22 protein-coding genes are annotated in these 23,453 nt (G+C 40.2%); 16 read left to right on the forward strand and 6 right to left on the reverse strand.

What is annotated here, in order from left to right:
• Nucleotides 1-279 precede the first annotated feature (279 nt).
• From PV403_RS19220 to PV403_RS19230, 3 genes are all read left to right on the forward strand, one after another.
• On the forward strand, nt 280-2,472 hold the full coding sequence (locus PV403_RS19220) for an alpha-galactosidase (RefSeq protein WP_332085652.1): 2,193 nt from the start codon (nt 280-282) through the stop codon (nt 2,470-2,472).
• Nucleotides 2,473-2,498: 26 nt separating this feature from the next.
• A complete protein-coding gene (locus PV403_RS19225) occupies nt 2,499-3,938 on the forward strand; it encodes a PTS transporter subunit EIIC (RefSeq protein ID WP_213534769.1) in 1,440 nt (479 codons plus the stop codon).
• Between the two features lie 124 nt (nt 3,939-4,062).
• Nucleotides 4,063-5,535 carry a glycoside hydrolase family 32 protein gene (locus tag PV403_RS19230; protein ID WP_213534767.1) on the forward strand — a complete coding sequence of 491 codons (1,473 nt, stop codon included), beginning with the start codon at nt 4,063-4,065 and terminating at the stop codon, nt 5,533-5,535.
• Nucleotides 5,536-5,928: 393 nt separating this feature from the next.
• Here the strand turns inward: PV403_RS19230 and PV403_RS19235 are convergent, their stop codons facing one another.
• Together PV403_RS19235 and PV403_RS19240 are read right to left on the reverse strand one after the other, a co-directional pair.
• Nucleotides 5,929-7,062: a S1C family serine protease gene (locus PV403_RS19235; protein ID WP_332085653.1), complete on the reverse strand. Its 1,134-nt coding sequence runs from the start codon at nt 7,060-7,062 to the stop codon at nt 5,929-5,931.
• A 12-nt stretch (nt 7,063-7,074) separates the two neighbouring features.
• Nucleotides 7,075-8,304, reverse strand: a complete 1,230-nt coding sequence (locus PV403_RS19240; protein ID WP_332085654.1) for an FxLYD domain-containing protein — start codon at nt 8,302-8,304, stop codon at nt 7,075-7,077.
• A gap of 546 nt (nt 8,305-8,850) precedes the next feature.
• Here PV403_RS19240 and PV403_RS19245 point away from each other — a divergent pair.
• On the forward strand, nt 8,851-9,399 hold the full coding sequence (locus PV403_RS19245; RefSeq protein WP_332085655.1) for a VanZ family protein: 549 nt from the start codon (nt 8,851-8,853) through the stop codon (nt 9,397-9,399).
• A gap of 173 nt (nt 9,400-9,572) precedes the next feature.
• On the opposite strand, the gene PV403_RS19250 is transcribed toward PV403_RS19245, so the two are convergent.
• Complete coding sequence (locus tag PV403_RS19250) at nt 9,573-10,331, reverse strand: CPBP family intramembrane glutamic endopeptidase (RefSeq protein ID WP_332085656.1); 759 nt, start codon at nt 10,329-10,331, stop codon at nt 9,573-9,575.
• A gap of 237 nt (nt 10,332-10,568) precedes the next feature.
• Nucleotides 10,569-11,780 carry a sugar efflux transporter gene (locus PV403_RS19255; protein WP_332085657.1) on the reverse strand — a complete coding sequence of 404 codons (1,212 nt, stop codon included), beginning with the start codon at nt 11,778-11,780 and terminating at the stop codon, nt 10,569-10,571.
• A 135-nt stretch (nt 11,781-11,915) separates the two neighbouring features.
• On the opposite strand from PV403_RS19255, the gene PV403_RS19260 reads away from it, so the two are divergent.
• The 6 genes from PV403_RS19260 to PV403_RS19285 all read left to right on the forward strand — a co-directional run bounded on the left by PV403_RS19260 (nt 11,916) and on the right by PV403_RS19285 (nt 16,656).
• Nucleotides 11,916-12,794 (forward strand): helix-turn-helix transcriptional regulator, encoded by an 879-nt coding sequence (locus PV403_RS19260; RefSeq protein WP_213534756.1) that lies wholly within the window; start codon nt 11,916-11,918, stop codon nt 12,792-12,794.
• Nucleotides 12,795-12,959: 165 nt separating this feature from the next.
• Nucleotides 12,960-13,823: an alpha/beta fold hydrolase gene (locus tag PV403_RS19265; protein WP_332085658.1), complete on the forward strand. Its 864-nt coding sequence runs from the start codon at nt 12,960-12,962 to the stop codon at nt 13,821-13,823.
• A 145-nt stretch (nt 13,824-13,968) separates the two neighbouring features.
• The gene (locus PV403_RS19270) at nt 13,969-14,403 is read left to right on the forward strand and encodes a MarR family winged helix-turn-helix transcriptional regulator (protein WP_332085659.1); all 435 of its coding nucleotides are present in this window, start codon (nt 13,969-13,971) and stop codon (nt 14,401-14,403) included.
• A gap of 210 nt (nt 14,404-14,613) precedes the next feature.
• Entirely contained in the window at nt 14,614-15,012 is a 399-nt protein-coding gene (locus PV403_RS19275; RefSeq protein WP_332085660.1) for a DoxX family protein, read from the forward strand.
• 46 nt (nt 15,013-15,058) lie between these two features.
• Nucleotides 15,059-16,009, forward strand: coding sequence for a ring-cleaving dioxygenase (locus tag PV403_RS19280; RefSeq protein ID WP_332085661.1), 951 nt, complete (start codon nt 15,059-15,061; stop codon nt 16,007-16,009).
• Between the two features lie 35 nt (nt 16,010-16,044).
• Nucleotides 16,045-16,656: a flavin reductase family protein gene (locus PV403_RS19285; RefSeq protein WP_213534795.1), complete on the forward strand. Its 612-nt coding sequence runs from the start codon at nt 16,045-16,047 to the stop codon at nt 16,654-16,656.
• An 86-nt stretch (nt 16,657-16,742) separates the two neighbouring features.
• Here the strand turns inward: PV403_RS19285 and PV403_RS19290 are convergent, their stop codons facing one another.
• Entirely contained in the window at nt 16,743-18,128 is a 1,386-nt protein-coding gene (locus PV403_RS19290; RefSeq protein WP_332085662.1) for a phosphodiester glycosidase family protein, read from the reverse strand.
• Between the two features lie 304 nt (nt 18,129-18,432).
• Here PV403_RS19290 and PV403_RS19295 point away from each other — a divergent pair, with 304 nt between their 5' ends.
• Nucleotides 18,433-19,140, forward strand: a complete 708-nt coding sequence (locus PV403_RS19295; protein WP_332085663.1) for a DsbA family oxidoreductase — start codon at nt 18,433-18,435, stop codon at nt 19,138-19,140.
• Between the two features lie 130 nt (nt 19,141-19,270).
• Entirely contained in the window at nt 19,271-19,444 is a 174-nt protein-coding gene (locus PV403_RS19300; protein WP_160035697.1) for a GapA-binding peptide SR1P, read from the forward strand.
• Between the two features lie 130 nt (nt 19,445-19,574).
• Here PV403_RS19300 and PV403_RS19305 read toward each other — a convergent pair whose 3' ends face one another.
• Complete coding sequence (locus PV403_RS19305) at nt 19,575-20,747, reverse strand: cation:proton antiporter (RefSeq protein ID WP_332085664.1); 1,173 nt, start codon at nt 20,745-20,747, stop codon at nt 19,575-19,577.
• Between the two features lie 410 nt (nt 20,748-21,157).
• Between PV403_RS19305 and PV403_RS19310 the strand changes: the two genes are divergently transcribed.
• The 4 genes from PV403_RS19310 (at nt 21,158) to PV403_RS19325 (ending at nt 23,321) form a co-directional block, all read left to right on the forward strand.
• Nucleotides 21,158-21,721 (forward strand): DUF420 domain-containing protein, encoded by a 564-nt coding sequence (locus PV403_RS19310; RefSeq protein ID WP_213534744.1) that lies wholly within the window; start codon nt 21,158-21,160, stop codon nt 21,719-21,721.
• A 167-nt stretch (nt 21,722-21,888) separates the two neighbouring features.
• Complete coding sequence (locus tag PV403_RS19315) at nt 21,889-22,350, forward strand: MarR family winged helix-turn-helix transcriptional regulator (protein ID WP_332085665.1); 462 nt, start codon at nt 21,889-21,891, stop codon at nt 22,348-22,350.
• A 24-nt stretch (nt 22,351-22,374) separates the two neighbouring features.
• Nucleotides 22,375-23,013, forward strand: coding sequence for a nitroreductase family protein (locus PV403_RS19320; protein WP_191803931.1), 639 nt, complete (start codon nt 22,375-22,377; stop codon nt 23,011-23,013).
• Between the two features lie 11 nt (nt 23,014-23,024).
• On the forward strand, nt 23,025-23,321 hold the full coding sequence (locus tag PV403_RS19325; RefSeq protein WP_332085666.1) for a putative quinol monooxygenase: 297 nt from the start codon (nt 23,025-23,027) through the stop codon (nt 23,319-23,321).
• Nucleotides 23,322-23,453 lie beyond the last annotated feature (132 nt).

Here is a 23,453-nt window from a genome sequence, read left to right on the forward strand (position 1 = left end):
ATAGTTTAATGCTCAATCTACATTATTCCATATTTATTTTCAATGTAAAGTTATAAAATAAAACTATATTAAATCTAGTATAAAAACGATACCCTTGCTTTTATCAAGAGTACGCAATAGTTAAAACGCTTTCTTATCATTTTTATATTTTTCATTAGCTCGTTTTATTCGTTACGAAATAGATTATGAGGAATAACAAATACTACATTATTTACTATTCAGTTCTGCTATCTATTATCTAAGGTATATCAATGACTATTTAACTTGAAGGAGGATTTTATGGCAATTCACATCAATAACGAGCAGCTTTTATTTCATCTGCAAGGGAAAAATACAAGTTATGTAATGCAGGTTGTTCGGGATGGATATTTAGCACATTTATATTGGGGGAAAAGAGTTCACACCTATCGTGGAAGCAACAAAATTATTTATATGGATAGAGGGTTTTCTCCTAATCCTGACGCATCTGATCGAACATTTTCACTCGATACGCTGCCTCAAGAATATCCCGCTTATGGGAATGGGGATTTTAGAATTCCGGCTTATCAAATCCAGCTAAATAATGGCTCAACGATAACGGATCTTCGTTATAAAGAATACAAATTGTATAAAGGAAAGCCTAAATTAGAAGGATTGCCATCTACTTATGTAGAGGATGAGAATGAGGCAGAAACACTGGAGCTTATCATGGAGGATAAGCTGCTGGGATTGACTGTGACGCTAACTTATAGTCTGTACCCGGAATTAGATGTAATCACAAGGTCGGTTCATTTTAAAAATGAAGGGTCACAAAATTTGAAGATGCTTCGGGCGCTGAGTGCAAGCGTTGATTTTCGGGATGATGAGTATGAATTGATTACTCTATATGGTGCTCATAACAATGAAAAAAATATGGAGAGACGCAGAATTGTTCCAGGAGTTCAGTTAGTTGATAGCTGCCGGGGGGCGAGCAGTCCTCAACAAGCACCATTTTTATCATTAGTAAGAAAAGGGACCGATGAAGATCAAGGGGAAGTGTATGCATTTAACCTTGTTTATAGTGGGAATTTCACAGCTCAAGTTCAGGTAGACCCCTATCGAAATACAAGAGTATCTATAGGTATAAATCCTTTTGATTTCTCATGGTTATTAGAACCGGGAGAAACCTTTCAAACTCCTGAAGTTGTAATGGCTTACACAGCAAATGGGCTGGGGGATATGTCTAGAATCTTTCATGAGCTATACAGTAAAAGATTATGCCGCGGAACATTCCGGGATAAGCTAAGGCCTATACTCATTAATAACTGGGAAGCTACGTATTTTGATTTTAATGCGGAAAAAATTGAAGAAATTGCGGTAGAAGCAAAAAAGGCAGGTATAGAGCTGCTTGTATTAGATGATGGTTGGTTTGGAAAAAGAGACGATGATAACAGTTCACTAGGGGATTGGGTCGTCGATCAGCGTAAACTTCCAAACGGATTATTAGATCTTGCCAATCGGATTTGTGAGCTCGGCCTGGAGTTTGGATTATGGTTTGAGCCTGAAATGATTTCAATTGACAGCGACTTATATAGAAAACACCCAGATTGGTGTCTGCATGTAGAAGATCGTCCGCACACACTAGGCCGGAATCAACTTGTTTTGGATTTATCGCGTGAGGAAGTGTGTCAATACGTTATTGAATCTGTATCAGATGTTTTAGCAAGTGCACCGATTACCTATGTGAAATGGGACATGAATCGGCATATGACAGATATAGGATCAGCTGCGCTGCCACCAGAAAGACAACGTGAAACTGCTCACCGTTATATGCTAGGTCTGTACAAGGTAATGGAAGAAATCACATCGAGATTCCCTAATATATTGTTTGAAAGTTGTTCTAGTGGTGGAGGGCGTTTTGACCCAGGAATGCTTTACTATATGCCGCAAACGTGGACAAGTGATAATACAGATGCGATGTGTAGACTTAAGATTCAATATGGTACAAGTCTCGTTTATCCGCCGATTACCATGGGTGCGCATGTATCCACTGTACCTAATCACCAAGTGGGAAGAATAACTCCCCTGGAGACAAGAGGACATGTCGCAATGGCTGGAAACTTTGGTTACGAGCTAGATCTCACCAAATTAACAGATCAAGAAAAAGAGGAAATCAAAAATCAAGTTGCTTTATATAAAGAGATTCGGCCGATTATCCAATTCGGTAAATTTCATCGAATACTCAGTCCATTTGAAGGAAATGAAGCTGCATGGAACTTTGTTTCCGAGGATCAATCAGAAGTAGTAGCTAGTTATTTCAAAGTGCTCTCGCAACCAGGTGCTTCCCTTCGAACCCTCAAATTCAAAGGGCTCAATCCAGACTATATTTATAAAAATGTCGAGACGGGTGAGCTATTTGGTGGAGACGAGCTAATGAATGCAGGGATTACACTGCCAAGGATCAAGCAAGACTTTCTAAGTATGTTCTGGAGATTTACAAAACATCATAATTGAGCAGTCAGGAAAGAGGGAAAAGCGACATGAAAGACAAAAAGAAACAATACAAAACGATATCGGAAGAGATATTAGAGAATATAGGGGGAAAAGAAAATATAGCCGGGGTCGCACATTGTGCGACTCGACTAAGAATCGTATTAGAAGACAATGATAAAGCTGATTTAAAGAAAGTAGAAAATATAGATTTAGTTAAAGGGGTCTTTATAGCTGGAGATCAGCTTCAAATTATTTTTGGTGCAGGCTTAGTAAACGACATTTATGCTGTGTTCTCTAAGCTCACAGAAACAGAAAATATGTCCCTAAGTGATGTGAAGACAAAGTCTTCTCAGAAACAGAATTTTTTCCAGCAAGCAATCAAATCTTTATCTGATGTATTTATTGAGATTATGCCTGGCATCCTTGCCGCTGCACTATTAATGGGGATTACAGGTTTGTTAGGACAACAGGGGTTATTTGGAGAAAAATCAGTTATAGAAATGTACCCGGCTTTAGAAGGGATTAACCGGCTGCTGTCGATTGTATCTTCTGGAATATTCACCATATTACCATTGTTAGTAGCGTATTCTGCAACTAAAAGATATGGCGGTAGACCCATTCTTGGATTAGTTATTGGCGCGATCATGCTGCATCCGAACTTAGCAGATGCTTATGAAGTAGCTAAAGGCAATGTTGATCCTGAGGTTATTAATATTTTTGGGTTAAATATTGAACTTGTTGGATTTCAAGGCGGTATAATTATTGCTTTAATGATGGGATATGTAGTAGCCAAACTAGATCAGTTCTTTATTAAAAAAGTACCTGACATGATCAAGTTGTTTTTAGCACCGATGTTAACTGTACTCGTTTCTTCTATACTATTATTTACAATCATCGGGCCGCTTGGCCGCGAATTAGCTCAATTGGTAACCACTTCATTATTATGGACTACACAAAACTTAGGCATCTTTGGATATATGATCTTTGCAGGAATTCAGCAAATCATCGTAATTACAGGGTTACACCATGTTATAGGTGCGGTAGAAGCACAGCTTCTTATCGATACAGGGCGAAACTTTATAAATCCATTAATGTCGGTAGCTTTGTTTGGACAAGGAGGAGCGGTACTAGGATATGTCCTTTTACATCGTAAAAATACGAAAGTAAAAGAACTTGGGATTTCAGCATTTGGCTCCGTCTTATTTGGTGTTTCAGAGCCAGCTATTTTTGGGGTCACTTTAAAATACAAATTCCCGCTGATCGCTGGATGTATTGGAGGAGCGATTGCAGGTGGTTATGTATATTTAGCTAAGCTTACTTCAATTGGATTTGGAACCACGGCTCTTCCGGGATTAGCTATTGTATCTGCTGAAAATAACGGGCATCTTCATTACATTATCGCTCATTTGATCGCATTAACATGTGGTGCTTTATTCACTATAATATACGGGAACATTAACAAGAAAAAGACAGAACTTAGCTCATAACAGGATAGTACAAATAAATAAAGTCCTTGATGGCGAAGCGGATTTAACAAATCTATAAACAAAGACTTGTTGAAAGCGCTTCGCTATAAGGATGATTCTGGTTTTATTTAAAGGAGTTAATTATATGGATTGGACGAGAGAACAGAGATACCGAAAAATAGAAGAAGTTAGTCCAGAGGAAATAAATAACCTGAAAAATAAAGTTAACCATTGTCCATGGCGGCAAACGTTTCATATTCAACCGGAAACCGGGCTTTTGAATGATCCGAACGGGTTCTCTTATTATAATGGGGAATATCATTTATTTTATCAGTGGTTTCCACTTGGGCCAGTACATGGACTGAAATATTGGTATCATACCAAATCTAAAAATCTTGTTCACTGGGAGAACGTTGGAATAGGAATAACACCTGGAGATGAATTTGACAGTCATGGGGCTTATTCAGGAAGTGCTATCGAGCATAATGATAAATTACATTTAATTTATACAGGGAATACACGGGATGAGCAGTGGATAAGATATCCTTATCAATGTATGGCAATCATGAATCAGCAAGGGGAAATTTCCAAAAAACTTGATAAACCTGTTATTGCTGATGTTCCTGCCGGATATACAGATCATTATCGAGATCCAAAGGTTTGGAAAACAGGCGATACTTTCTATCTTGTTATCGGAGCACAGAGAGTCAATAAAACAGGCTGTGTAGTCTTATACAGTTCGGCGGATCTATTAACTTGGGAGTTTGAAGGGGAAATCAAGACAAAGTTAGATTCCTTCGGTTACATGTGGGAGTGTCCCGATTATTTTGAACTTCAAGATCAAGGAGTACTCATTTTCTCACCACAAGGCTTAGAGCCAGAGGGAGACCAATTCCATAATATTTATCAATCGGGTTATGTCCTTGGTGCGAAGCTCGATTTACAGAGTAGAGTATTACAGCATGGTGACTTCATAGAGCTTGATCGAGGTTTTGATTTTTATGCTCCGCAAACCATGATAGATCCAGAAGAGCGCCGAATCCTTGTTGGATGGATGGGCTTACCGGATATTGAATATCCAACGGACCGGAATGAGTGGGCACATTGCCTCACATTACCGAGACAGCTATTTATTCGGGATGGTAAGTTGGTACAACAGCCGGTTAAGGAGCTTCAGGCTCTTCGCCAACACAAATATGAAGCAGAAGGTACACTTTTTGATGAAACAAAAATGGTTGATGGGTTTAAGGGAACCACTTATGAATTGATTTGTGAATTTGAACAAGCAGATGCAATGACGTTTGGAATTGAATTTCGCGCAAGCAGTGAAGAAAAAACAGTAATTAAATATGACGTTTCTCAGAAAAAAGTAATCCTTGACCGTACTTTATCAGGCGAAGAGGTGGGTGCCGCTTATGGAACAACAAGATCGTGTAATTTGGAGGCAGACAAAATAAAATTCCACTTATTTGTTGATTCCTCTTCGGTAGAAATTTTTGTGAATGACGGTATTGAGGTATTTACAAGTCGGATTTTCCCCGGTCAAGACAGCAAAGATATTCGCTTTTTTGTAACAGAGGGAAGCGTGAATTTCAAAGCCGTTAAGTGGGATTACTAAGAAATTCTAATTTGGAAATCAAGAAATAATAAGCTTCATACTGACAAGTAACTGGACTCAAAAGGAGAAAGATCATGAATCCAGTTGAAATCGAAGTATTCGTAATAGAGTCGAGTAGATCCAGGACTATTTCCTGACATTTGCTCGGCTCTTCTTGTCCTTTAATACGACGGTATTTTTCGCTTTATAACTAAGTTAGAAACTGACAGGAATAGGTGAAGAAGCATACAATTATATTAAAAAAATAAGAACACCACCGAAAAGATCCGGTGGACGTTCTTAATTAGACTTAAACGTATGTAAAATCTTTCTTTTCTCAATTGGATATTTCTTAAGAACATCTTTTTATAGCAGTGCTTTTCGAAAAAATTTAATGTGCTAATTTACAGTTTTTTATATCTTTTTTCCCTTTCCATGAAGTATCTTCAAATCACCATTCTCATAACCGACTGTGTAACTCATCCGGTAATTTTGATATATGGTACCGCTGTCGCGCCATTCTTCCGCTGTAATTTCAATTTCTACTGTAGCTTCATCTGTCTTTTCTTGAAGAGTAACAGGTCCGATATTGATATACCCCGTATTTAGATAACCTGCCCGAAAATCCTCATAGCTTATCCCACTTTGCCAATCACTTCCCAGAAGAGAGTATGCGGTGACATAATCGCCATCGTTCAGGCTTTGGTAAAAGTATGTGACAATATCTCGCTCGTCTCCTATTTGTACATCGCTGTTAGGATCGTAGTCATCATTCGGTAAGTTAGGAAGCTCAGTCATGGGTGTCTTGGACCATTCTGCTGCCTGCTCAAGTATGCTGGGAATAGGGATGCTAAATCCAATGGTAGAATCTTCACCTGCAATTGCTGAATTTATGCCCAGTACTTTTCCCGTATCGCTGCTAATGAGTGGTCCGCCGCTATTACCGTGGGTAATGGGTGCAGAAATCTGGTATAGATTACTGTATGTATATGGAGCGCTATCAAAGCTTCGATCAAGGCCGCTAACAATTCCTGTAGTTACCGTGTTCTCTAATCCGAGGGGGCTGCCAAGCGCAAGTACTTCATCACCAATTTCTGCTTTTCCTTCTTCAGCTAAAGGAAGAGGAGAGAGTTTTTTTAATTCAGGCACACGTACTACAGCGATATCTGTATCTGTGCTGATCCCAATCACGGTCCCTTCGTATTCTTCCTTAGACAAGGTACGTACTGTAACTTGCTTTGAACCATCTACTACATGGGCGTTGGTTAAGAGATCACCTTGTTTGTTATACAGAAACCCGGAACCAAGACTGTTTCCGCTCTCAATGGTAACAACACGTTTCTGGCTGTCTTCTATAATCTCTTTGCGTGTTTTTTGTGTTTTATTCTCTGTAATCGTTGTTGTGTTTTTTGTTGAAGTCTGCAAGGCCAGAAGCGGTTGCCCATTCAGCTGGTTCTCTGTCGATGTGTGAATGAAATACATTCCTCCGCCTCCTAAACCGAGGATGGTTAAGCAGGTCAGTGTGCTGATCCATACTCCTTTACTCATGTTTTATGCCTCCTACTCTAAATACCAAGATACGTTGGTAATCGAAATTTCTGCCTGTTCATATACCCCGTAATTCGAGGTTGAGAATTGCCCCGATTCACCAGGCTCCAGTCTAAAAGGAGAAACGTCAGCATATGCATTGCCGATGTAGGCACCGGAGGAGGTGCTGTAAATAGCAAGATCAATGCTGATTGAATAGATCGGACGAGTCGCCGTATTCGTGACGATTCCGCTGATAGATAGGTCGCCATAATCGTCCAGCATAGCTTTGAGCTCTGTTACTTCAACCGCAGCTGTGCGGTTGTTTAGCTCTTCTTCTTCTGCTTTCTGCTGAGCAAGCTGTATGCGCTCTTCTTCTGCTTCTTCAAACTCTCGCTTTGCTTCTACAATCTGCTTCCGGTACACTGTAAGTTTCTCATTATCTGAATCATAGGAAAGCCCATTATCGATAACATTTAAGGCACCGATAAAATCCTTTTTCCGCTGTTTTTCTTCCGCGGAAGTATAACTAAGACCTACAATTTTATTAATAATTTGCACTTTAACAGCGTTTGCTTCTTTTCCGCTGAGGCCATTAATTTTGTCAAGTTTATCGGATAGCTCATCCACTGTGGTTAGTTTATCCAGCTCACCTTTGACTCGAAGAACCGCCAATTTGTCCTGATCAGCTGCGAGTTCTTTCTGAAGATGTTCAAACAGTGGTTCTTTTCGTTTACCAATGGTGGCTTGAACTTGCTTCAGGAGCTTCTCACCTTCATTTAATTTCAGTGTTTTTAGCTGCGCAGAAGCGTTATCAAGCTTCGTCTGAAGCTGAGCTGCTTTGGTTGCAAGCTCCAGATCACGCGTCAGCGCGGCGAAATTAGGGCGTTTTTGTTCAGCCTGCTCCAGCAGATTAACGGCATTTGAATAATTGCCGTCAAGTGCCTCTTCTTTCGCCTGCAGCTGTAAACCCAAAGTTTCTTGGTTTATAGATTGTTCATACTGATAAAAAATTAGTAAACCCAGACTCACCACTCCAGCGAGAAGAAGAGGAATTAGCCAATGGAAAACACTAATTTTCTCTTTATGTGGCTCTGTTTTCTGATTCTTAGGATCGGTATTAGCTTCCGACTTGCTCAGCCCACTACCCGCTGCTAATTCAATAACAGCTTTTTGTAAATCAGTGGTTAATAATCTTGCCCCGCATTTTTTACACAATTTCTGTTCTGAAGTACATTTTGCCCCACATTGATGACAATACACCTTGCTACCTCCAGCCTGATTTTTTATAACCGGCAGCAAAATAGAACACTGGCACTATGAATGCTTAGGTCATAAGTATTATTAATGATTCTATATACCTAGATCATTGTTTTAATATACCATATTGTGGAATTAAGAGAGAAGGAAAATTTAATAGTTTATCTAAACAATAGTTTTTGTCATTAAGTTAGTAGTGTCAGATGTAAAATGCAGATGAAGAACTGAAGGATAGACCGACAAAAGAAGACATAGGCTGAGGATTTTTATAGGGAGAAACACGTGATCGCATTAGAGATAATATAATCCAAGTGTGTTTGATTTACGCCTTCTAGCAATAGTCCAACCGATGACTAATAAACAATAAATTTAAGAAAAATTTATAATATAATCTACTCTTTATTTAAGATGTTTCTACTATTCTATAATCAAGAACAATGGGGAACGATTGGTGAAGACGTGGGCTTTTTGCTTATCCAAGTGAAGTCTATTAGTTTGAACAATTCTTAAATCCTAATAATGAAAATAACAAGGCGGGAGGAATTCAAGATGCAAAAACAGACGGAACAAAGAAAAAATAAAACATATCTTGTCTGGATAGTATTACTGCTATATATTTGTTTTTTATTTAAAGTCATATTGTTCAAGTTTGGTTCAATTGAAATATGGCCTTTGCTCAGCAAAATTCATCAAACACTGTTAGACCCAGGCTCTCTTGTAGACCGATTGGATACGGCTAATCTAGATCTATTCAGAACACTGAGACGGCAGGCAGCTCACCTTAACTTCCGAAATATAGTTAACATAATAGGAAATTTTGTTATCTTTATTCCGTTTGGTTTTTTAGTTTCGATGGGAATAAAGAAAGCAAGCTCGGGAATTGTTGTATTAATTGGCTCGTTTGGAATGAGCCTATGTCTGGAAAGTCTACAGCTTATACTCTCAATGGGGAACTTTGATGTAGATGACCTCTTGCTAAACACGCTTGGCGGTGTTGCAGGGTATATAGCTTATTATTTATGTGTTGCGATAAAAGAAGTCTTTCATCTTACGATTTCTTTATCAGTACCAGTCAAAGCGGAGAAAGCCTGCCACTAAGTGGCAGGCTTTTAGTATTAAATGTATAAAACAATCACCTTATTAATTAGTGTGGTTAATCCAACGAATTATTAGGCTCATTAACTATTAACCCTATAGACAATAAATGACATGAATGATTAATATCATGAGTTGATATGTAAAAAGAGTCCCGTTGTATATACTTTTTTCTTTTACATACTTACGTTTCCGGCATCAGATATGTTCTTTGTTTTGGCAGCCATACCTCGCCATAGATAGATAGAATACACCAGCATAATTCCAATAATGAGGTAATCTATAGTGGCAGGTTCATTCGCATTACCCATAGCATTACCCATAAATTGAAGGAAGTTATTCAGTCCATGAAAGAGGATAGGAATGATGATGGATTGCCGATGAACAACAAGAAGGGAAAGGACCAGTCCGACCATAAATGCATAAATAATTTGAAAAAGGGTATCAATGAGAGATTGCCCGCCAATCAGCTGAAGAGAGTGGGTAATTGCAAATAGAAAGCTCGTCGTAAAGACGGCAACACGAAAGCCTTTGGAAAGGAGAAGCCTAAGCATAAAGCCACGGAAGAACATTTCTTCTACCAATCCAATGACTAGGATCTGTATAAGGAGCATGATAAAAAGATCAGGTAAAGAGGAGGTGTTCAGCCCGTGATGATTTCCGTAAGCGATGAGGATAAGTACAAGGATCAGCGGCAAGGAGTAAAGTAAAGTCTTCTTAGCCGAAGAGGGGGAGGTAAAGAAATAGTGTTTCCACTTGTTCCCCACAAGCAAATAGATGAGAATACCAAGTGCGAGCGGGATCACCCCAATAAACTGAAGCAGAGGACTTTCAGGAGAAGTAATGGATACAAAGGCTCCATTCGCTGTAAAGAAGACCATTAATAATAATTCGAGCCCAATAATACTGAGAATAATCCTTGTGTTTGTTCGCAAAATGACAGCCCCCGATATGTATAATTTAGTTTAAATCCATTTCATAACTAAAGGTATTATAAAATTGATTTAGTTATTAAAATAAATTGTTAAATAACTATCTATTTCAATTATTTAATTATATTCTAAAATCTCTGTTATAAGAAGTTAAATGTATAAATTTTTACATAAAAAAGCCCATCCTCTCCTAAAAGAGAATGAGCGAGTTATCGGAAAGTTTATAGTGGAGACGGAATTTTATACCGCTAATTCCTGTGTCCCATTTTTCGAGTGTCGTTCGCTCACCACAAGCATAATAGCGGCAGCAATAACGAGTACAAAACAGAGCAAGAATGAATAACGGTACCCTACAATACTGGCTACTCCCCCGCCAACAAGGCTGCCCACCAGTCTGCCAATTGTAGATGAATTGGAGTAGAGTGTTGATGCGTATCCAGGCATGCTTGGAAGCAGATCCTGCATATAGCTGATGCCGATGGCAGAGATAACCGCAACAAAGAAAGCAAGGAGTAACTGTGCAGCAAGCATTTGCCACATCTCACCTGAGATGACGACAACGAGATAATAAGCTCCTCCGAGAATAGCCCCATACAACATCAGGATACGGTTACTATATTTTGAGCCTAGGAGACCAAGCATAATCATAAAAGGAATTTCCAGTGCAGCACAAATACTGCTGACAAGACCGACATCTGTTGTTGTCCCGCCTAGATTGTTAGTAATAAAGAGAGCCGTATTTAGGCTGCTCATCCAGTGAGCTATATAAAGCAGTGTCAGGATAAGAAAAGGGAACAAGATCGTCCGATTTTGATGCAGTCGTATACTTTGTGCCGTACTTCCTGTGCCGCTGGTCTTTAGTTCAACATTTGATTTCAGGAATGTAAAGACGAGAAAAGCGACAAGAAGAAAAATGCCGATCGTCCCTGAGAAAATGCCACTAAAACCAACAACTTCTAGAAGCAGGGTACCGAATAATGGACCTGTAATAAAACCAAGTGAGAAGGCAGAACGTAAGGTAGAATTAGCAAATGAATGATCGGTAGACTGGCTCTTCGTTACTGCTTCTCTAGCAATCGCAAACAATTGGGGCATACCTGGTGCACCAAGGGCTGTGAACACGGTCATATATATGAACAGGATGGTAAAATCTTTAATGAGCAAGTATCCACTAAAAGCCAAGGCATTACAGAGGGTGGAGACGATATAGATATGTTTCCGATTCAAACCGAGGTCAGAACGTTTCCCAATAAGTATGCTGACCCAGATCCCGGCAATTAAAGTGACAGCAAGAAAAACACCAAATACGCCTACAGATACACCGAGTTGCTCTGTAAAATAAATCGATAGAAAGGGTGCACTGAGTGAGATAGCCATTCCCTGCAGCAGCATACACAAAAAGAGCAGGGCATAAGAAGGAATAGAAAATAGTTCAGTGAGTCTTTTTATCATGATAATAAGTTACTCCTCTATGTTGTTTAGAATTAGATAGTCAATCGCGTTATAGTATACTTGAAAAAGACAATAATAATATATACGGTATTTAACTGAAAACCTCAACTATTTGGCTAAAGGGTGGATTTTACGATGGATATAAGATTACATGCTTGTTCTTATTCTTTACATAATCGTCCTTTTAAAACATCTTATAATCCACCGCCATTCTATTTAATTCGGCTTCAGGTGCTGGGCTTTGCAAAAGCTCTAGTTCATGGAGAAATGAAACAAGTTTCACCCGGAGATCTTCTCATGTATCCTCCAGGGGAACCTTATCATTTAAGGGTAGGAAAAGAGGGGGAGGATACGGAAAGTGGAGACTACTTTTTATTGTGTGACGGAAGCTGGATGGACGAATGGTGGAGAAGACATGAGCGCGATACGCTAAAGCGAATTCCATTAGATGATCATCTTTTGTATCTATGGCAGCAGTTGTCCATCGAACAGCACCGTGTAAGTCAGAACAACCAGGAGATCATAGGTCACTTGTTATGTACGTTACTACTAACGATGGATCAGGTAACATGGGTCACTGGTCAGAAGCAAGGGCAGGATTCCGTTCGGAGTAATGAACTGGTTGTCAAGATGAAGCAATATATTAATGATCATGCACTTCGTCCTCTCCGGGTGGAAGAAGTGGCTCATCATGCTGGACTGAGTGTATCGAGAGCTGTGCATCTATTTAAAGAAGTAACCGGTTATACAATCATCGGGTACGCTGGTGAGATCCGTCTGTCTCACGCTATCGAGCGGATTCAGTATACAGAAGCAAGTCTAGAAAGTATTGCATACTCCTGCGGATTTGGTACGTACTCTTATTTTCATAAATGTTTTAAAGAAAAAGTGGGATGTTCACCAAGCGAGTTCCGTAAACGCCCTGCTTTAGTTGGAAGAGACGATCAGCACCATGGTACGATACAGACTTTTTCCGGAATTTCACCGGATGCTTATCGGTTTCTCCGTTCCTAAGCCTATACAGGATTGCTTCTTTCCTTTGTTACCTGCTGCGTTTGGATTCATCAGACCAAGGTTAAATATACTCACAAGGTTAGCTCAGAAACTACGTGATGATAAGGGAAAGTCATATCAGTAAAAAGGATCGGAGTTTATTTATTCCTGTTAGGAGGAGAAACGATGGGACGCTATATACAAGTCGAAGAAAACGTAAAAATTTACGTGGAAGATATAGGGGAAGGGACTCCTGTTATTTTCCTTCATGGATGGCCTGCTAATCATAAAATGTTTGAATATCAATTTTCTCGTTTGCCCGCTAATGGATATCGTTGTATTGGTATTGATTTTCGTGGATTTGGTAAGTCCGATGCCCCATGGGAGAGCTATTCCTACGATCGGCTTGCCGATGATGTAAGGACGGTTATTGATGAGCTCGGAGTTACATGTGCTACATTGTTTGGCTTCTCCATGGGGGGCGCGGTTGCGATAAGATATATGGCCCGGCATAACGGACATGGGATTAAAAGTCTCGTATTGGCAGGAGCAGCAGCACCGGTATTTACGAAACGAGATGATTTTGATTATGGAATGGATCCTGAGGAGTTCACCGAACAGATGATTGTTGCTGCTTTTGAAGATCGGCCGAAGATGCTGACTAAATTAGGACTTCAATTTACAAAAACCAAAACAAAAGCAGGTATGATGATTTGGCTCCAATCTCTTTGTTTACAAGCTTCGCACCATGGAACAGTTAAGGCAGCTTTGTCTTTACGGGAAGAAGATTTGCGTTCGGACTTGTCTAAAATCAAGGTGCCGACCGTTATTTTTCATGGAGCAAAGGACAAAATCTGTGAACCGAATCTGGCTAAACTTACAAGTGAAGCAATTGCTGGTTCCAGACTGATCATGTTTGAAGAAAGCGGTCATGCCATGATGTTTGACGAGCAGGCTAAATTTAATGAAGAACTTCTGCTTTTTCTAAACACGGAGGATTTGCTTCATAGAGGCGAAGATATAGAGCATGTAAATGTCGTATCAAAATAAAAATGGGTCGATTCCTTTCCTGTTTTCTTTGGGAGGATTCGGCTTATTTCTTTTGTGAAAAAAAGAAGGTTGCATTTTAGATAAGAAGGATGTATATTAATAATATCTTAAATTTAAGATAAATTACGAGAGAGGGATGAACGTAATGAATAATGACTCATTATCATTGAAATTGTTCGTTATTCTCTCCAAGGCTTACAGGGTAATTATGGAACAAGCAGTAAGGGATATGAAGAGACATGGATTATCTGAGACTGAATTTGCGATGTTAGAACTTTTGTACCATAAAGGAAAAATTCCTATGCAGCAAATGGGCGAGAAGCTGCTGATTACGAGCGGTGGCATTACCTATACTGCGGATAAGCTTGAGAACAAAGGGCTTCTTAGAAGGATTGCTTGTCCGTCTGACCGCCGGGTAACCTACGCGGAGATTACGGAACAGGGAAATAGAATGTTTCATGAAATCTTTCCAGCACACCAGAAAGTAATCGAATCCACAATGACCGGACTGACTGATGAAGAAAAGGTGGAGGTAATTGATTTGCTAAAGAAACTTGGTTTATCGGCTCAGAACACCTAGCTACTCATACGATTACATAAGAGAATAGCAAAAGCCGGTGTTAAACTTGTAGATCACTGTACTGGTGATTTTGATCAAAGTAACAATCAACAGGAAGAAGAATCTATTTTTTTTACGTAAATATCTTAAATTAAAGATAAATGATTCTAAACTAACCGTTGATGAATATATTTCAAACACATAAACGAACAAAGAAAAGGGGAATTACAAATGGTAGGAACAGGATTGCTAATTATTCGCTTGGTGGTAGGACTTATTTTTGCAGCACATGGAGCACAGAAATTATTTGGCTGGTTTGGCGGTTATGGACCGAAAGGTACAGGGGGATGGATGGAGTCCATTGGAATTAAACCAGGTGTGGCTGCAGCTGTAATGGCAGGACTTGTTGAATTCGTAGGCGGGATTGCTTTTGCAGCAGGACTCTTCACTCCAGTTTTCGCTGTACTGCTTGCACTTACGATGATTGTAGCCATGGTCAAGGTGCATGGACCCAATGGTTTTTGGGCAACAGCAAATGGTGTTGAGCTTAATGTCATTCTCATGGCAGTGCTGATCGGTGTCGCTTTTACAGGGGCAGGAGCTTACTCTATTGATGCTTTGATTCAGTAAAACGAATAAATAGGATTAACTTACTATATTAGAAGAGGTGAACAAGATGAGACAACAAACGGCAGGAATTCATCATATAACAGCTTTCGTATCGGACGCTCAGAAAAACGTAGATTTCTACGCAGGGGTTCTAGGATTACGACTTGTAAAAAAGACAATTAACTTTGATGCTCCGGATGTCTATCATCTTTATTTTGGTAATGAACAAGGGAGCCCGGGCACGGTTATCACTTTCTTCCCGTTCCCTATGGGACGTAAAGGAACAATAGGCGGAGGACAGGTCGGCTGGACAACGTATGCAGTGCCTGTCGGTTCACTTGAGTTCTGGAAGAAACGATTGAATAAATTTGGTATTTCATATACCATGGTAGAACGTTTTTCTGAAAGTTATGTACAGTTTCGAGATGTCGATGGACTACAGCTTGAACTTGTAGAGAGAGAAGAAGGACCTGCAAGCCAGTGGACCTTTGGCGGAGTACCTCCTGAGAAAGCAATTAAAGGATTCGGCGGGGCTTTGCTGTATAGCACAGATCCAGAGAAAACAATGATGACTCTCGAGAATACACTCGGATTGACCAAAGTAGGTGAAGATAAGGGTGCTGTTCGTTTCCGCTCAACAGGAAATTTAGGCAATTTGATTGATGTAAGCAAAACACAGATAGCACCGGGGAGAAACGGTACCGGGATTGTTCATCATATTGCCTGGAGAGCAGCGGATGAAGCAGATCATCTCCGCTGGAGTGCTGCCGTAAAAGCAGACGGATTTGAGCTAACCCCTGTAAAGGATCGGAATTACTTTAAAGCGTTGTATTTCCGGGAACAAGGAGGAATTCTGTTCGAGATTGCTACAGATCCTCCTGGATTTACTGTGGATGAACCTGAGGCAGAGCTGGGTGAGAGTTTAATGCTGCCAGAATGGTATGAGAATAAGCGCCCTGCGCTTGAACAGAATCTTATCCCCATTGTTGTTCGTGTGCTGGAACAGGATCAGATGTAAGTAGAAAAGGAGCTGATTTTCAAATGGGCATGTCTATGCGAACGATTGATCCTCTTACTCAAACAGAAAGAGAAAATTATAAGCTTCTTACAGGAAGTATTATTCCGAGACCGGTTGCTTTTGTGACAACTTTATCGGAAGAGGGAACGATCAATGGAGCTCCTTTTAGCTATTTTAATATCGTAACCGCCGATCCTCCAATGATCTCGATCTCGGTGCAGCGGAAAAATGGACATCCGAAGGACACTGCACGTCATGCAATGTACCAGAAGGCGTTTGTCGTTCATATAACCGACGAGATGAATGTCGATAAGATTAATCAGACTGCGGAGAGTTTACCTCCTTCCGAAAGTGAGATTGAAAAGGCCGGACTAACTGTGGTTCCAAGTGACCTAATACAAGTTCCTGGAGTAAAAGAGGCAAAATTTCGTATGGAGTGTGTACTTGAAGCAGCTTATCCCTTAGGAGGAACAGAGAGTGCTCCTTCCTGCGATTTAATCATCGGCCGGGTTGTTCGTTTTCATGTTGCTGATTCCTTAATCGATCATGGCCGAATTGATGCGAACGAACTTCAGCCGGTTAGCCGCCTTGCAGGGAATCATTACTCGAAGCTGGGTCCGATGTTTTCACTAGAGCGCCCTAAATAAAAAACGAATGAAACGGCTCCCTGTATAGATAGAGGTAAGCCTCCTACCATCATGGTAAGAGGCTTACTTTGGTTGATTTCAGAATGTTACCACACTAGAGAATTCCCAAAAACCAGTCCATTGCTAATCAGTCTGCCGGGGGAAGTAATTGCTTTTCCACTAACATAAAGTCCAGACGAAGCGCCACCGTCCATATTCATGGCCTGATATGCACCAAGCTTAAGCATAATACTTCCCCACTGCTTCATGGTTGCTCCAGATACGGTGGCAAGCATCAGTGAGCCATCTTTCTTAATAGCTATTGCGCTGCGAGCACCGCTGTCAGTTAGAATTTTGGAACTGCTGAATCCTTCACTGGTCGGATTAACGCTAAGTTTACCGTTCGTTACGAGTCTCGGTCCTGCTCCGATGGCTGTATGAACGTCATCCCATTCGATTTTCTTTCCTGCAGCGTTATTGAACGTTATATTGTAGTCAACATAGGAACCTACCTTAAACTTCTCTGCCATTTTCTCTTCTGTGCCGGTAAATACCAGTACATAGCCATCTTTAGGAATAGAGGCATTCGAATTTTTGGCTACTTTCATGACCTTATCATTCCGAACTGTTACAGCTGTTCCGTAGGCAAATCCAACGTTTGTTCCACGTTTTGGCGTATATAATACCGCAGAAGTTTTTCCTTTTGTCGGAGTACGGTTAACAAAATAGACATACCAATTCTGCGAACGTCCCTGGTCCTCTTTTACGGTCCCGCGAAGTCTTACGCGCAGCGTATCCATTGCTGCAGTTCCGTCCCATTTAAACCCAATCGAAGTACCGCTGTTGCCAATATGTTCGATAATTCCGTCACTGATGATCATCCCATACGGGTCAGGTACGCCGCCGTAAGCTTCAAAGTAAGTTCCGTTTATGCCAGCCTGCGCTTGATACTTACTTACTATAGAGGATAAGGACTGTGTAGCACCAACCTTTCCATTAGCTAGTCCAGCAGTGACAGGCATTCCTTTTGGTAAAGTAACCGTCTGTACCGTAAATGTTTTGCCTGCGGCTTTCACTTTCTTGGCAGCATATACCGGTTTTGCAGAGGAGGTGCTTTTCTTAATGGACACAGGTAAAGAGAGTGTTCCTTTATAACCGGGAGTAGTAACCGTCACTTTGATGTTGGTCGTACCCTTAGAGATTGGAATAATGACTCCGTTTGAATTAACCCGGGCAATTTTAGTATTTCCTGAAGAATAGGCAACCCGCACTTCCTCTGATTGTTTTAACTTAGCTGTTAAAGGCAGACGTTTATCCATCGTTAATGTTATGGAAGAGGCGGGATAAGTCAATTGAACTTCCTGAATAGGTGCTGGAGCAGCCTCCGTATGAGAGATCTGAAAAGAAAGTGAGGCAGGAAGTAATAATGACAGGAATAAAGACGTGAATAAAATGAAAATAGAGTTTCTTACATAAGCGTAATATGACGACATAAGAGAGTAAATCCTCCTTCTATAATATGAAATCTAAGTTATTATCGGTCAGTGTGGAGAGTTTACTTACAAAGCAGGATGCATTTTTATTTTATACCATTAATTTACTGTTATTGATTATGGTTAACTATCATTCTATAGCAACTATATTCTCCCATCTGAAACATGAAAGGGATAAGTTGTGTTATCCACGAAGTGAAACTAATGAAAATAGGTTTTTTGTGGATTTATAGAAAGGATATATGATATGATCACCTAAACGAGTTACAATAAGTAAGTAACAATATTTTTGGGAGGGTATAAAATGAAAATCGAAATTTGGTCGGACTATATGTGTCCATTTTGCTATATTGGAAAACGTCGCTTTGAAGAAGCTTTGGAGTCGTTTCCTCATAAAGATCAGGTTGAAGTCGTTTATCGTAGTTATGAACTGAATCCAAACGAATCACGCGATACAGATCAGACAACTTACGACAGTCTTGCGAAAAAGTACGGAATGTCTGCTCAAGAGGCAAAATCAATGACAGAAAATGTCGTAGCGCAAGCGCGTACGGTTGGACTGAACTATAATTTTGACGTTATTAAACCAACCAATTCGTTTGATGCGCACCGTTTAACTCATTATGCTGCAGAGCAGGGGAAAGCGAGTGAAATGACAGAATTACTTTTCTCCGCTTATTTTGAAAAAGGTGAACATATTGGCAGCAGGGAAGTACTCATTCGTCTTGCTGGAGAAGTTGGAATGAATACCAAACAGGTAGAGAAGATTCTGGAAGAATCGACCTTTGCTGAGGAAGTACGCAGAGATGAGAAGCAAGGTGCTGAGCTTGGGATTCAAGGTGTTCCTTTCTTTGTAATTGACCGTAAATATGGTATTTCGGGTGCTCAGCCACCTCAAGTGTTTGCAGATGCATTAACGCAGGCTTGGTCTGAATCTCAGCCACTGAAGGTTATCGGAGGCAGTGATGCTGCTTTATGTACGGATGATTCTTGCAATTTACCTGATAAATAAAAAAATGATCCTCATAACAAATGTCTGGCAGTTTCTGCTGGGCATTTTTTTTATCACAGGAGAGTCATAAAAATTGATAACGCTTACTATATATGAAGAGAAGAAATGAACAAAGAGGAGGTTTACTTAGGTGGAGAAATACAAGAGCTCTAATCCGCTGGGTGTGATTTTGTGTCGGGACTGTTATAGTGAGCTCGGTGTGCAGGAGACAGACCGTGTCCAGATTTTCTACTCATCTTGCGGTTCAGTCCATTGCAAAGAAACAAGACTGAATACGGAGTACGAACAATATATGGACGAATAATGACGTTATATTACTCTTATATACGTAAGATGATGATACAGGATACCAGGCAATAACCCATATAAAAATTAAAAACAGGCTTATACATCCTTATTTACTGTGATGTATAAGCCTGTTTATTTATATTTAATTAACGGTTGTTCTCTAACTTAACTTCCTTTTTATTAGAGAACATGATTTTAAGAAGCGGTGGTGTTACCAGGGTTGTGACAATGACCATAATGATGAGTGAGGTGTAATATTCAGGATCAAGCAGACCTGCTGCAAGACCTGTACCTGCGATGATCAGAGCGACTTCTCCCCGAGAAATCATACCAGCTCCGATGGAAAAAGACGAACGTCCATTAAATCCAGTCAAACGCGCACCTAAGGCTCCGCCTAGCAGTTTCGTCAAAATAGCAACGATACTAATTACGATAATGAATCCAATCTGAGATCCGACGCCTTCAAAGTCGACATTTAGTCCAATACTTACAAAGAATACAGGAACAAACAAACTGTAAGCGATCGGTTCAAGCTTGCTTTCAACCGTGTGCTTAAATTCGGTTTGTGAAATAGCAATCCCTGCGGCAAATGCACCAATAATACCTGCTATACCCATCCATTCAGCAAAATAGGAAAAGGCGAGTGCAATAATGACTCCGCCAGAAATCACAGTTTCTGTTACTTTCAGTTTGGCGAACCATTTCATCACTAGAGGTACTACCCAGATGGACGCGGCAATGATGACTCCAAAGAAGAGCACTTTCTTTCCAATAAGACTACCAATACTTACGCTTTCTCCACTTGTTCCGAGAACACTCATCATTATTGCCAGCAAGATGACAACGAGAATATCATCAACAACAGCGGCTCCCAGAATGGTGGTACCCTCTTTTGAACTTAGTTGGTTCATTTCTTTTAGCGTTTGTACAGAGATACTTACGGAAGTAGCACAGAATAGAAGGCCGAAGAATAGGGCGTGATGATTCTCCATACCGAAGCTCAGTGCTGCTCCATATCCCCCGAAGAAAGGTAAAATAACCCCGCCTACGGCAACAGCTAAAGCAGCCTTCCAGTTCTGACGAAGCTGATCCAAGTCAGTTTCGAGACCAGCAATAAACATAAGAACAAGTACGCCGATTTCTGAGAATTCATGGATAAACGAAGTTTGTTGAACCCAGCCAAGGATCGCCGGTCCCAGAATAACCCCTGCAATTAATTCACCAAGGACGGAAGGCTGTCCTAATTTGACCGATAGATGACCTGCAATTTTGGTGAAAATAAGAATGAGCACGAGGTGTAAAATAAATATAAAATCCATCGTTGTTCCCCTTTCGAAGTAGGTTTATATTGTCCGCCAGTGAGGAAGTTTTTATGTTTACACACAAAAAAAGCCTATTTACGCAAGATCCCCATAAATACGCCTGAAAATAGACAGAAGGGGGCCTTGTGTGCCAGACTCCTCCTGTGAACAATATATGTAATTGTGTTGTGTTTTACGTTACTGTTTTTATTGTACATTTTTTTATATCAAATGGGAAGGGGAATTCGTATCCATTCCTAGAATCAAAACCTTTCGTATAATGAATAGGTTTGTGTTTTAAGTACGGAGAAGAATCCCATCACAAAAATACCCTGAATAAAGTTCAGAGTGTTGTCACTTAACAATTCCCTATTATGAAGTTTATAATTGAAGTAAGGATTTACCTATAGAGGAGGATAACGTTCGTTATGAGCAAAGGTATGAAAGAGAGTGACTACGTCCCGACGACGAAGAAGAATTTTGCGGGAATCATTATTAGTTTTTCATTGATTGCCAATGTTATTATATTGCTGCTCTTTTTTGCGCCAGTAGGTTATAACGGGGAAGTGCATTTTGATTATACAATACTTCCACGGATTAACGCAGTACTCAACAGTTTTACGTTTATCTTTTTGCTAGCAGCACTCATTGCTATTCTAAAGAAAAATGTTAAGATTCATAAACGATTTGTAATTGCAGCATTTGCTTCTACATTGTTATTTCTAGTAACCTATCTTACCTTCCATTACATTTCTCCGGAGACATCAAAGTTTGGGGGAGAAGGATTTATTCGTCCTGTGTACTTTACCATTTTGATCACGCATAGCTTTTTAGCTGCTGTCATTGTGCCGCTTGCTCTTTTCTCACTCGTGTGGGGCTGGACAATGCAGGTAGAAAAACACCGGAAGATTGCGCGATGGACGATGCCTATTTGGCTTTACGTAAGCTTTACAGGTGTAATTGTGTATCTTATGATGGCACCTTATTATTAAGACCGAGTAGTTGTATTCAGTCTCTATAATGTCTAAGAAATATGGATGTATAAAAGGCCGGAATGTCTCTTTTCATAGAGACATTTCGGTTTTTTTTGCAAAAAAAACTTGCATTTTAAGAAAATAAGGGATATGATTGACCCATCAACCATTGATGAGTCAATGATTTGAAGGAGGTCTTTATTATTTCTACATGTCGTACGGAAGACCTATTGTATTTGCTTATGCATCTTAATAAGCACATCGCTACCCGGTTTGAACGCTGTGCGGGTGTAAGTCCTAATCGGCTTGAACTTTTATGTAAACTGACGGGTGGAGAAATCAGCCAATCGGAATTACAGAAGGCAGTATCAATTGATCCTGCTGCAGTGACGCGTCACGTTCAGCAACTGGAAGCGGAAGGGATACTACTCCGCACGAGAAGCGAGAACGATAACCGGATTACGTTAGTTCAGCTGACGGAAGAAGGAAAAAACAAAGTAGCGGCTTTTAAAGCGGAAAAAGATCGATTTATGGAGGAACTGCAATCTGATCTCACGGAAGCAGAGCGCCTTCAGTTTATTGAAACATTACAGAAGCTGAACAACCAGATCCACCAAATGAAAGATCCCAGAAAGACGAATAAATGATATAGATAAAAGGAGCTTATAACCATGACTGTAAATACAGTAATTAAAGATTATAACGAAGTAATTTCCTCCCGCCGTTCAGTGCGAGTGTACGACCCTTCGGTTAAAATCAGCCGTGAAGAAATGACAGAAATTTTGGAGGAAGCAACACTCGCCCCATCTTCCGTTAACCTTCAACCGTGGAGATTCCTAGTTATTGACAGCCCAGAAGGTAAAGCAACACTGGAAGAGCTGGCACCAGGAAACTTGCACCAAGTGAAAACTTCCTCTGCAGTCATTGCTGTATTTGGAGATATGAACGCATTTGACAATGCCGATGATATTATGAGCAGTGCAGTAGAACGTGGGTTTCTTCCCCAAGAGGTGAAAGAACAGATTATGGCGAACTACACAGATCTGTTTGGTCGTATTTCAGCAGGGGCATTCCGCGAAATGATCGTAATCGACTGCGGATTGGTTTCCATGCAGCTCATGCTTTCTGCTCGTGCTCATGGATATGACACAAACCCAATCGGTGGTTACGATAAATCCCGAATTGCAGAAGCATTTGGAATGGATAAAGAACGTTATGTACCTGTAATGCTGATTTCCATCGGTAAAGCAGCTAAAGAAGCACGTAAGACAACTCGTCTGCCAATAGACCGTGTTGCACAGTGGAAGTGAGGAGGATACCTATGATTATTATTCATGCGGAAATGAAAGTGAACCATGCTGTAGAGTCTGAGTTTCTTGAAGCAGTAAATGAATTAGTAGAGTCTTCACGCGCTGAAGAAGGCAATGTTTCATACAAGCTTTTTAAAGATACAGAGCAAGAGAACACCTATCTAATGATCGAGGAATGGAAAGATCAGGATGCTGTAGCTTTTCATAATTCGAGTGCTCATTTCCAGGCTTTTGTAGCCAAAGCTCCTAAATATCTGACAGCTCCACTGAATGTTCAAGCTTATGCAGGTCAACTTATTAATAAGTAAGATATTGGCCTAAGAAGATAGGAAGAAATGGTCTATTCATAATAGGATTCGTTATGACGGCGGAGAAACTAGCTAATCTAGTTTCTCCGCTTTTTTTATCACTCAAATTTTTTGCGTAATAGCATTGACAGA

It is taken from the genome of Paenibacillus sp. GYB006, assembly GCF_036577645.1.
In the GTDB taxonomy this organism is placed as follows: Bacteria; Bacillota; Bacilli; order Paenibacillales; family Paenibacillaceae; genus Paenibacillus.

Coding starts and splice junctions, on each gene's coding strand:
- PV403_RS19310 (WP_213534744.1), top strand. CDS start 21,158: ATGAGCAAAGGTATGAAAGAGAGTGACTACGTCCCGACGACGAAGAAG.
- PV403_RS19220 (WP_332085652.1), top strand. CDS start 280: ATGGCAATTCACATCAATAACGAGCAGCTTTTATTTCATCTGCAAGGG.
- PV403_RS19230 (WP_213534767.1), top strand. CDS start 4,063: ATGGATTGGACGAGAGAACAGAGATACCGAAAAATAGAAGAAGTTAGT.
- PV403_RS19280 (WP_332085661.1), top strand. CDS start 15,059: ATGAGACAACAAACGGCAGGAATTCATCATATAACAGCTTTCGTATCG.
- PV403_RS19295 (WP_332085663.1), top strand. CDS start 18,433: ATGAAAATCGAAATTTGGTCGGACTATATGTGTCCATTTTGCTATATT.
- PV403_RS19320 (WP_191803931.1), top strand. CDS start 22,375: ATGACTGTAAATACAGTAATTAAAGATTATAACGAAGTAATTTCCTCC.
- PV403_RS19270 (WP_332085659.1), top strand. CDS start 13,969: ATGAATAATGACTCATTATCATTGAAATTGTTCGTTATTCTCTCCAAG.
- PV403_RS19275 (WP_332085660.1), top strand. CDS start 14,614: ATGGTAGGAACAGGATTGCTAATTATTCGCTTGGTGGTAGGACTTATT.
- PV403_RS19235 (WP_332085653.1), bottom strand. CDS start 7,062: ATGAGTAAAGGAGTATGGATCAGCACACTGACCTGCTTAACCATCCTC.
- PV403_RS19305 (WP_332085664.1), bottom strand. CDS start 20,747: ATGGATTTTATATTTATTTTACACCTCGTGCTCATTCTTATTTTCACC.
- PV403_RS19245 (WP_332085655.1), top strand. CDS start 8,851: ATGCAAAAACAGACGGAACAAAGAAAAAATAAAACATATCTTGTCTGG.
- PV403_RS19325 (WP_332085666.1), top strand. CDS start 23,025: ATGATTATTATTCATGCGGAAATGAAAGTGAACCATGCTGTAGAGTCT.
- PV403_RS19290 (WP_332085662.1), bottom strand. CDS start 18,128: ATGTCGTCATATTACGCTTATGTAAGAAACTCTATTTTCATTTTATTC.
- PV403_RS19225 (WP_213534769.1), top strand. CDS start 2,499: ATGAAAGACAAAAAGAAACAATACAAAACGATATCGGAAGAGATATTA.
- PV403_RS19265 (WP_332085658.1), top strand. CDS start 12,960: ATGGGACGCTATATACAAGTCGAAGAAAACGTAAAAATTTACGTGGAA.
- PV403_RS19260 (WP_213534756.1), top strand. CDS start 11,916: ATGGATATAAGATTACATGCTTGTTCTTATTCTTTACATAATCGTCCT.
- PV403_RS19255 (WP_332085657.1), bottom strand. CDS start 11,780: ATGATAAAAAGACTCACTGAACTATTTTCTATTCCTTCTTATGCCCTG.
- PV403_RS19285 (WP_213534795.1), top strand. CDS start 16,045: ATGCGAACGATTGATCCTCTTACTCAAACAGAAAGAGAAAATTATAAG.